General features: G+C 38.3%; 8 protein-coding genes. All 8 read right to left on the bottom strand.

Annotated features, from left to right (window positions below):
- A partial coding sequence (locus HMPREF2795_RS07490) for a pneumococcal-type histidine triad protein (RefSeq protein ID WP_075228567.1) occupies window positions 1-1,156 on the bottom strand: 1,156 nt, incomplete at its 3' end.
- 7 nt (window positions 1,157-1,163) lie between these two features.
- Window positions 1,164-2,093 carry a metal ABC transporter solute-binding protein, Zn/Mn family gene (locus tag HMPREF2795_RS07485; protein WP_075228566.1) on the bottom strand — a complete coding sequence of 310 codons (930 nt, stop codon included), beginning with the start codon at window positions 2,091-2,093 and terminating at the stop codon, window positions 1,164-1,166.
- 284 nt (window positions 2,094-2,377) lie between these two features.
- Window positions 2,378-5,458: a pneumococcal-type histidine triad protein gene (locus HMPREF2795_RS07480; RefSeq protein WP_075228565.1), complete on the bottom strand. Its 3,081-nt coding sequence runs from the start codon at window positions 5,456-5,458 to the stop codon at window positions 2,378-2,380.
- A gap of 306 nt (window positions 5,459-5,764) precedes the next feature.
- Window positions 5,765-6,019, bottom strand: coding sequence for a DUF3884 family protein (locus HMPREF2795_RS07475; protein WP_000910132.1), 255 nt, complete (start codon window positions 6,017-6,019; stop codon window positions 5,765-5,767).
- A 42-nt stretch (window positions 6,020-6,061) separates the two neighbouring features.
- Window positions 6,062-7,468: a 6-phospho-beta-galactosidase gene (gene lacG / locus HMPREF2795_RS07470; protein ID WP_025171259.1), complete on the bottom strand. Its 1,407-nt coding sequence runs from the start codon at window positions 7,466-7,468 to the stop codon at window positions 6,062-6,064.
- Window positions 7,469-7,874: 406 nt separating this feature from the next.
- Window positions 7,875-9,566, bottom strand: a complete 1,692-nt coding sequence (locus HMPREF2795_RS07465) for a lactose-specific PTS transporter subunit EIIC (RefSeq protein WP_075228564.1) — start codon at window positions 9,564-9,566, stop codon at window positions 7,875-7,877.
- Entirely contained in the window at window positions 9,566-9,883 is a 318-nt protein-coding gene (locus HMPREF2795_RS07460; protein WP_001078321.1) for a PTS lactose/cellobiose transporter subunit IIA, read from the bottom strand. The genes HMPREF2795_RS07465 and HMPREF2795_RS07460 overlap by 1 nt, the downstream gene beginning before the upstream one ends.
- Window positions 9,884-9,918: 35 nt before the next feature.
- The gene (locus tag HMPREF2795_RS07455) at window positions 9,919-10,755 is read right to left on the bottom strand and encodes a PRD domain-containing protein (protein WP_075228563.1); all 837 of its coding nucleotides are present in this window, start codon (window positions 10,753-10,755) and stop codon (window positions 9,919-9,921) included.
- Between the last annotated feature and the right edge of the window lie 278 nt (window positions 10,756-11,033).

Here is an 11,033-nt window from a genome sequence, read left to right as displayed (position 1 = left end):
AACCTTGCTCATCTTCTCTAATCACACGCTCAGCGGCAAAGCCATGATCATGTTCATCCTCATGATGGTTCTTATGAGTTACATTTTCATGATCACGCTGAACTGTTGGTTTATTTTGATTTTCTAACGGCTTTGTTAGTGTTAGGGCACCGCCAAGTGGTATCAAACGAGCAATTTTTTGCTCCAAAGCAGACATACTACTATAAGGAATGAAATGGTAGTGATTACCGTGTGGAATCGCAACTCCTGATGGTGTTCGACTGGTAATTTTAGCTGGGTCAAATACCAAACCATCAGCTTCTTGATAGCGTTGACTAACTGGTAAAGCATATAACTGAGCAAGAAGACTTTGGAGGTTATCCTCTTGATCTACTGGGATGCTTGTTGCTGGGCTATCGGCTTGAGAACTTGGTGTAACACTTGGATTTGGTTTATAATCCGTTAGACTTGGTTGACTTCCTCTTCCAACTAGATAGGCTTGAGCTGCTGCTAATTCACTTGAAGATAGGGCACTCTTTGGAACGTAGTGATAATGCCCACCGTGAGGAACGATATAGGCATCACCTGTATCTTCAATGATATCTGCAGCATTAAAGACATAACCATCATCCGTTGTATATCGACCTTGTGCTCTGGCAGTAAGAACTTCCTCACTTGCACTACCACTATCTGATGTGTGTTCTTGTTTTTGCTTCTCAATTTGTTCTTTGGTGCGAATATTATCAGCGTGACTCGCATCTTTTAGATAGACATAGTATTTACCGTCCACTTTGATGATATAGCCACCTTTAATCTCATTGACAATATCTTGATCACGCAACTGATAGTTCGGATCTTTCATGACTAGTTCTTCACTAAAGATGGCATCATAAGGCACCTTACCATTATAGTAATGGAAATGGTCGCCGTGGGAAGTCACATAACCTTGATCAGTGATCTTGGTAACAATCTGTTCAGCTTCTATTCCTTCCTTCTTGCTAACTTGATCTGGTGTCAGAGATTCATTCTTCTTAGCTTCAGATCCTTTACCGTCAACATAGGATACACGATTATCATCTTTTTTCTCAGGTGCTTGATGTTGATTTAAAGCATAAGCACAGACACTTAAGGCAAGGACCACTGCAGATCCTGCTAGATATTTTTTATTAATCTTCATAATCTCCTCATTTCAATTCTTCAGCTAAGATAGCCATATTTTCTTCTAGGTTTTCTATGTAGGACTTGTCATTTTGTGGGTCGGCCTCTAAAGGATTGAGGGTTTTCAGACTCACACCTGTTGATTTGACAAGTGTATCAGCTACCTTTGATGAAGCGTTACTCTCTGTAAAGATGGTTTTGACCTTATAAGTCTTTACAAATTCCTGGATTTCAGTCAATTGTCTTGGGCTTGGTTCTTGGTCAGGAGAGATTCCTGCAATCCCAAGCTGATTGAGTCCAAATCGTTTTGCCAAATATGAAAAGGCTGTGTGTTGGGTCACAAATGTCTTTTGATTAGCTTTTTCAAAGATGGGTTGGTATTTCTTGGTTAAGTCATGAGCCTTGGAACTAAGGTTCTGTGCATTTTTCTGATAGGTATCCTTGTTGGCACTGTCCAGTTCGGATAACTTATCAGCAATTATCTGTGCTTCTTCTGCAACCTTTTCAGGATCTAACCACGTGTGAGGATCATACAAGGTCTTCTCATCAATCCCATCTCCAGCCTGCATATCTTCTAACCCAGGCACGCGCTCCAAGGTCATACCTTCAGATGCTTCCAACACCTTTACCTTGGACTTTTGTAGGCTTGGATCTAAACTTCCCGCCCATGACTCTAATGTATGAGAATGATAAACAAAAACATCTGCATCATAGATGGCTGCAATATCATTTGCAGAAGGTTCGAAGGAATGGATACCAGAACTAGACTGAATCATCCGAACATCATTTAGATTACCTGAAACTTCTTTGACCATAGCATAGACAGGATAAAAACTAGTCACAATCTTCATCCCCTTAGTTTTATCACTCTTGTCTTGACTGGTCTTTTGTCCACAAGCTCCTAAAACGAGAGCAAAGAAGGCAATCATGAGCCATAGGATAGTTCTTTTTTTCATAACAACTCCTTAACTAGTATTTAACCATTTAATTAACTAGTAAACATTTTACTCCTAAAAATTTAAAATGTCAATATTTTTTATAGATTTTCATGAAAAAAGTGAGAACTAGATTTCATTATCAGTTCTCACTGGTCATTTTATCATTTGACTTTTAATTGTTTTAGAACTCCTTGATTCATTTTTTAAGACAGCAAATTTCAGTGTTTAACAAAGAAAAGGACATTATTCAATCAAAAATCGAATAATATCCTTTCGAGTAGATTATAATTAACAAAAATGTTTTAAGGTTTTATTTGTTTTAGTGTCTTAATGTCATACATCACTAATTCACCATTTTTATTGTAAAACTGAACCCCATCTGGTTGAAAGATTAGAAACTTAGGATCGATTTGTGCAATTTTTGCTAACTTCTCTATATGTTCATTTAAAGTTACTTTATCCAATCCGTAGTCTGGTAAATCATCGTCACTTTCTTCTTTGGAGTTTTCTTTATCTTCAACCTTGTTTTCTGAAGGAATTTCGTTGGTTGTACCAGTCTCATTTACGCCTATATTATTCTTCGGTTGCTCCTCAGTTTTATCTACAGCAGTCTTATTCTTATCACTATTTTCAGTATTGTTTGAATCAGGTTTTAATTCTTTATTAGGATGTGTAGACGTTTCAGTTTTGGATTCTTTTTCTTTTATTCTTTTTGCTATTAAGTCTTGTGCTTCTTTCCATTCTACTTCTGACAAGTCGGATTTAGTGATACTTCTCAATGAACCACCTCCCGCTCTTGGAATACTAAATGAATTGTCTTCCCATACAAAAGTTTCTTTTGCCAATACATCTTTCGGATCAAAAATATAACCATCTGGAGTTGCAAATCGACCTTCTGCAAGAGCTTTCTGAACTTCTTCAGCAGAATGAATAATTTGCCAATTCTGCATTCCAGCGCGTTTTTCAAGAGGAGTCACATTAGCAATAACGGAACCTGAGTCCTCGTGACCTGGCTTAGACCAAACTTCAGGACGCACATCAGGATGTTGCATTACATATTTAATAGTCGCAATTTGATCAGGCTCTAACCATGAGTAAGGCACAACGTGAATATGATCAATGTGTGGAATAATGAATGAACTTCCAGTATCATAGGTAGTATTTGCTGCATGCATCGGCAAACTTGAGACATCTACAGCTAATCTTGGTTTAATCCCTGTGTCTACTATATCATAACGATAATGATCTCGATCCTTAAGCATTAGTTCTTGTTCAGAAAAAGCAATTTGAGTAAGATCAAGTTCTTCACGTGAATAAAAATAATCTTTACCACCTTCATTAATTATATAACCAACTTTACTATTTCTAGAAATTTTATTAGTTACTTTTTTATAATCAAACTTTGGTCTTTCCTTCTCATATGAGTGTACTGAAGAAACGATGGAATCTGGAGTTTTACCAGTTTCTTGAATCCATTTGGCAACTTCATCCAATTCGAATTGTTCTAATTCACCATATCCCATATAATGGAAATGATCTCCGTGTTTGGCAATAACACCTGATTTATCAACAGAATCGATGGAATCTTTGGTAAATATATATCCATCGCTCGTATCATAAGGTTTACCATCTAAACCTTTTCCATAAGCTTTGATTGGTTGTCCTAAGAACTTATGAACTACTTCTTTTGATGCTAAAGGTTTAATATCTGTAACAATTTCGTTTAATCCATTTTGCCCTTTTAACGGAATCATTCTTGCAATCTTCTGCTCTAAATCAGACATTTGTGAATAAGGAATAAAGTGATAATGGTCTCCGTGAGGCACTGCTACACCGTTAGCTGTACGTTTGATGATTTGTGCCGGATCAAAGACTAGACCATCCGATTCTACATGTCGTTCTGATAAAGGTTTGGAATACAATTCACGTAAGAGTGTCGGAATGTCTTCCACTTGATTTCGATGATAAGTTGGTGTGACAGTCAGATTTGGAGTCTCTGTCAAACTTGGTTGAGCTGGCTTAGAATTATCACTACTTGGTTTACTTGAACTTGTAGAGGAATGTGCGCCTTGTTTACCATTCCAATAAGCTTGGGCAGCAGCCAATTCTCCTGCTGACAAATCACTCTTAGGGATATAGTGGAAATGATTGCCGTGCGGTACAACAAAAGCGTCTCCTGTATCTTCAATCACATCTGTCGGACTAAAGACATACCCATCATCCGTTGTATAGGCTCCTCCAGTTCCTCGATTCGGTGCCGGCGTATTGAGATTAAAGTTTGGTTTAATGGTTGAACTTGGTTTCTCAGAACTGCTTGGTTTCGAATTATTAGCATGACTTTGAATTGGCTGACCTCCAATTGGCAGATTTCGAGCCAATTTTTCTTCCAAAGCAGACATTTGCGAATACGGAATGAAATGGAAATGATCCCCGTGAGGAACTGCCACACCATTTGCAGTACGTTTTGTAATCTGTGCTGGGTCAAATACTAATCCATCAGACTCCACATGACGTTGGCTAAGTGGCAAAGCGTACAATTCTTGAAGGAGACTAGCTAAATCCTCATTTTGACTCTCCGGAGCTGTTGCAGGATTTTGAGGAGTTTCAGATGGACTAGTTCTCACACTAGATCTTGTTTCTCCTCTGCTTGAACGATATTCAACGGTACTTAATTGACTACCTTTACCAGATAAGAAGGCTTGAGCAGCAGCTAATTCACTGGCAGACAAATCACTCTTCGGAATATAGTGGAAGTGATCGCCATGAGGAACAATATAAGCATCACCTGTATCTTCTATGATATCAGAGGCATTAAAGATATACCCATCATCTGTTGTATAGCGTCCTTGAGCTCTGGCTGCAACTACTGCTTGATCGTTAGAACCACCCCCATGATTACTACTATGTTCCTGCTTCTGACGTTTAATCTCTTCTTTTGTACGAATATTGTCCGCATGAGCCGCATCCTTAAGGTAAACATAGTATTTCCCGTCTACCTTAATCACATAGCCACCCTTGATTTCATTGACAATGTCTGAATCCTTCAACTGATAATTCGGATCTTTCATCAGCAGTTCTTCACTGATGATAGCGTCATAAGGAACCTTGCCATTATAGTAATGATAATGATCTCCATGAGAGGTCACATAACCTTGATCAGTAATTTTAACAACAATTTGTTCAGCATTGATCCCCTCTCGCCGACTAACTTCATCTGGCGTCAGATTTTCAGACTTAGTACTAGCCTGATTCCCTTCTATATAAGCCACACGATTAGGCTCTTTGCTAGTCTGTACCGCTTGGAAACGCCCCAGTTCATAACTTGAAAGGCTTAATGCTAAAAGAGCTACCGAACCAAAAACATATTTTTTATTGATTTTCATCTAAACACACTTCCTATTTCATTTATTCGTTAAATAAAGAACTACACTTTTTCCTAAAGAACTTCGTTAACTGGTTAAGTATATAACTGAAAAACGAAATCACTTTTAAAACTCTCCTATTTTCTATATTTCAAACAAGATTTGAGCGAGTGAGTTAGTTCTCTATATAATTAACCAGTTATTTAACTAGTTAATAGTTTACTCCTATCACATAAATCTGTCAAGAATTTTTTTGACTTTCAGGTAAAATCTAGATAAAAAAGAGGAATATCCCCTAGTATGAGATAGATTCCTCTTTATAATATTTTAGTGTTGAAATGGCATAAAATCCGAAACAAAGGAAATGTTATCCTTATCTTCTGCGTTGACAAAATTTAAAAATAGCTTTTGAAATTCTTCAAATTCATAGTCTGAATGACAAATCCACTCCTTACCTGTCGAGACATACCATTTTCCAAGACTTGCAAGTTGCTCCTTGGTCAAAGATGGTACATGAGAGCAATGATCAAAGTTAATAATATAAACTTTTTCATAGATTGATTTGATAAAATCTTTGAGCATAAACTTTCCTCGCTTAAATTCTATACCTAATAACTAGTTGTACTATTCAATCACTTGGCTCTCAGCTAGTTTTTTGTACCAGTGAGCTGATTTCTTTGGATAGCGTTCTTGTGTTTCAAAGTCCACATAGAAGAGTCCGTAACGTTTTTCATAACCATTAGACCATGAGAAGACGTCCATCAATGACCAGATGAAGTATCCTTTGACGTTTGCACCATCGGCAATCGCATCAGACAATACTTCCAAATGTTGTTTCACATAATCGATACGGCCATCATCGTAAACAGTGTTGTCCACAAATTCATCTTTGTATCCAAGTCCGTTTTCAGTGATGTAGATTTTCTTATAGTTTGGATAATCCTCCTTCACACGCATGATCTGATCATATAGCCCTTGAGGATAAATGATCCAGTCCCAGTCAGTGCGAGGTACATAATCAGGAGCTACACGACGACCAACACCTTTGATTTGGTATTTAGAGCTTCCTTTTTCCCCCTTACCATTGTGGATGATCTCAGTTTCACCATCAAAGGCTTCCATCCAGTCACTCATGTAGTAGTTAATTCCAAGGAAGTCGTTCAAATCTTTAGCTGCTTCAAGTGCTGCAAAGTCTTCGTCACGAAGATCCAAGCTACCACCATTTACTGATAAGATGTGGTTTACACCTTCCATTGTTGCATCTGAATAGTGTCCAAGGTATGTAGCATCCAAGATAAATTTGTTATGGATGATATCTTCCAACTCAGCAGCACGAACGTCTGCAGGATTTTTAGGATCCAATGGATACTTAGTTGGAAGGGCGTGAACAACCCCGATTTCACCTTTGTAGCCTTTGTCTTTGTACAATTTCACAGCACGAGCATGAGACACCATCATATTGTGGTGGGATTGGAAGACTTTGGCAAGGTCATACTGAATACCTGGAGGAAACTTGCCGACCAAGTATTGACCGTCACCGATTGGACCAATTTCATTAAATGTTGTCCAGTAGTTTACTTCTGGGAATTCTTCAAAACAGAAGGCAGCATAGTCTACAAAGTGTTCGATATTTTCACGATTCAAGAAGTCTCCATTTGAGTGAAGAGCTTCAGGAGTATCAAAGTGGTGAAGAGTTACGAATGGTTCTACATGACGTTTATGACATTCAGCAAATAACTTATGATAGAATTCTACCCCTTTTGGATTGACTTCACCATAACCAGTTGGAAAAATACGTGACCAAGCAATAGAAATACGGATACCGTTTACCCCATATTCCTCAGCCAACTTTAAGTCTACTGGATATTTATGGTAGAAATCACTCGCTGGTTCAGCTGTGTACCAATAGTTATCTGCTAGGTATTTGTCCCAGGCAACAGGACCTTTACCATCTGTATGCGTAGCACCTTCTGCTTGATAAGCTGCTGTTGCGCCACCGAAAATAAAATCTTTAGGAAGTGTTTTTGTCATTTTTTCACCTATTTCTTGATTGGATAAAATGAAAAGCGAGCGGAGAGGAGCTAGTGAGCTATCCATCTCCGTCTCACTTCTTGTACAAAGTCACCAAATAGTGACATAAAGGGGGAAAATAAATATATAATCAGGAGACTGTTTTACAGTCCTCAAGGTCAGTCGAATTGTGACTCAAGGAGGTAAAAACGATATTTTTTTACCGACGAATTAACAAAGCGATTAGGAAATTCGCCATAGCGATTTCCGTGATGTTAGGAGACTGTTTTACAGTCCCTAAGGTTAGTCGAATTGTGACATGAGGAGGTAAAAACGATATCTTTTTACCGACGAATTAACAAGGCGATTAGGAAATTCGCCATAGCGATTTCCGTGATGATAGGAGACTGTTTTACAGTCCCTATCGTCAATCGAATTGCGCTTGAACAAAGGCAAGAGCACCTTTACCATCACGAGTCAACTTGATGTATTGAGCTCCTTCAGTCTTAGCCAATTTGATTCCAAGTTTATCTGTTTCAGCCTTCATGTCCTCATAGTTTGAAGCTACTTGAGGAGCAAGGATAACAAGGTCAAATTCTGGCAACATTTCACGGTGAGCACCATAGCCACCAGCTGCTGCTTTAACTGGCACCTTGTACTCAGCTGCTGCTTTGTTCAAGGCGTTGGCAAGAAGACCACTTGTTCCTCCACCCGCACAAAGAACGAGTACGTTGGTTTCTTCTGTAATTGTATTTTGTGCTGATTCTACTCCAGCTTTTTCAAGGATAGCATCAGCTTTTGCAGTATTGAAGTTTGCGGCTACTTTTTCTTTTAATTCATCGTTGGCTTTACCAGAACGTTCTTCTTCAAGAATTTGTTCGTCATAAACTTTAAGGAATGGGTAGTAGATTGCAATATCCACTACGATTAACAATGCTGCAAGAGCAAATGACAAGAACTGGAAGTTTGTACCAAGGATAATACCAAGAGGTCCTGGTGTAGTCCATGGAAGATTGGCAGTAAATGAGTTCATGCCAAGCGTTTCAATAAAGAATTTGAAGATCCATACGTTTGCAATAGGTGCGAAGATAAATGGAATAAAGAAGATTGGGTTCAAAACAAGTGGTGCACCAAACAAGATTGGTTCATTTACACCGAAGAATGTAGGAACTACTGAAGCACGTCCGATGGCACGGTTACGCTTAGACTTACACAACCACATAAACATGAATGGAACTACAAGAGTTGCTCCTGTACCACCCATAGTGACGATAAACATTTGTGTACCAGATGTAAGGATCTTATCAGCGTGCATACCTTGTTGAAGAAGGTTCAAGTTGACTTCGGCATTTGCATAAGTAATCGCTGCAATGGCAGGTTCAACGATAGATGGGCCGTGAATACCGACAAACCAGAAGAAGGCAAAAGCACCAAAGATAATGGTAATACCAAGATAACCGTCTGCTGCTGAGAATAATGGAGCAAAGAATTTACCGATTGATTCTGCAACGCTTGCACCAACAAATTGACGAGCGAGCAAGTCAAGAGCATAAAGAGAAACAACTGAAAGCGTAAACGGAATAACGTCTTTAAAGACTTGTGAGATATTCGGTGGAACTTCGTCAGGCATGCGAATAGTAACGTTGTTCTTGACACAAACCTTATAGATAGCTACAGTTACGAAAGCTGCCAGGAAGGCTGAAAGCAACCCTTTTGTTCCAAGGAAACCAGTTGCAAAGCCACCCTCGATTGGGTCAGCTGCTAACATCAGCAAACCAACAATAGCTGCTAAGAGCGTTGACATATAGTTGATTTGATTGGTTTTCTCCATACTACGGTTAACTGAGTCTGTTAAAGATTTAGCAGTGGTTCCAGCTACCAAAAGTGCTAGAATCCCCATAGAGTAGCTGTAAGGTTTCATCAAAAGTGCTACTACTTCATCAGACCATTTAAAGCCCCAAGAGTTTGGAACAAAAGCAATCAAGATAAAAATACTTGAGAAGAGAATGACTGGCATTCCTGCGATAAATCCATCCCGAATAGCACGAAGATAGATATTTCGAGATAGTTTTTCAAAGAAAGGCTTCCCTTTCTCGATATAGGCAATTAACTTATTCATTATTTAGTTCCTCTTTTATAAAGTTCGATTAAATGGTGCATCAAATCTTTTAGCAAAATAGTTGTCATCAAATGATCTTGGCCATGCATCATGGTCACGCTATAAGCCAAATCATCACCTGCAGCTTCCTTGGTTAAAAGACTCGTTTGCGCGTGGTGTGCTTCAGCGATACAGCTACCGGCTTCCTCAACTAAGCTATCCGCTTTCGCAAAATCACCAGCTTCAGCGGCCTTCAAAGCTTCCAATAATTTTGAACGAGCATCACCTGCATAGGCAACGATTTCAAAACCTAACAATGTTACTTCTTCTCTATTCATGATAGAATTCTCCTTATATATTTTTTAGTAAAGCGTTATGATAATAAACGTTGGATGTGTAGAACAAGATAAACTCGTTCACTCTTGTAAAGGTCAAGACCAGTTTCCTGAGCAATGACTTCATAAATTTTGCTACCAATCTCGAATGCTTCTGGATAGGTATTCTTTATATGTTCTTCCATATCGAGCAAGGATTGATTATCATCGCGACTACGATCCAGATAATCCAAGAAATAATTGAGATGAATCATAAAGCGGTCATAGAAATTATTATTATCTGGTGTTCTCTGAATACCATAGCTTCTTAGAACATTTTCAACACTTTTTAAAATTTCTTTTCTCTTATCAATCGACTCAACTACTTCGACTTCATTTTCACCTTCTGCATTGATGAAGTGATAAGCGATACGAATGATCTCGTCTTCAGGAAAATTTTCTGTCAGTTTTTGACGATAAATTTCAAAAGCTTCTTGTGCAATTTGAAAAGCGATGGGATACTTGGCAGAAATATCAGGCAAGTTACTATCCTTATAGCGTCCTTGACTAATAGCCTGATAAGAACAATAGATATGGTCTGTCAGAGTGACGTATAGATACTCTTGGACAGGATATTGATATTTTTTAGAAAGATTATCAATAATCTCATAAGTGACCGTAATAAAATCAAGCGGTACATCCTTGAGAAGAGCCATAAAGTTTTCTCGCGACTCTTCTGTTTTCATCCGAAAAACTTTTTCAACCTGATCCTCAGAAATCAAATCTCCTTTCTTCTTACCGAACGAAATACCCTTACCAATTACGATCAACTCCTCTCCCTTGCTATTCCGCACGAGAGAAACATTGTTATTCATTGGATTTAATATCCGATACATGGCAACCTCCTTGCCCTATTATTTAAGTTTTGTGAGCATAAAAAATGACCACAAATGAACTCAAAAAATATACATCTGAGTCATCTGTGATCATGCCTAATATTACTTAGTAACACTCACTTTGTATTAACTTGTGATTTAAGTATAGCACAAGATTTTAATTTTGTAAACCTTTACATACAACTTTTTTTAAAAGTTTTTTAACTAGGTTTTAGGACATAAAAGGGGGGAAATTTAGACACGTTCAGTCCATGAAGTAGCTGTTGTTTGAAGAACCT

The sequence above is a fragment of the Streptococcus sp. HMSC056C01 genome, assembly GCF_001811305.1.
Classification (GTDB): Bacteria; Bacillota; Bacilli; order Lactobacillales; family Streptococcaceae; genus Streptococcus.
This window is presented reverse-complemented; position numbering and strand designations above follow the sequence as displayed.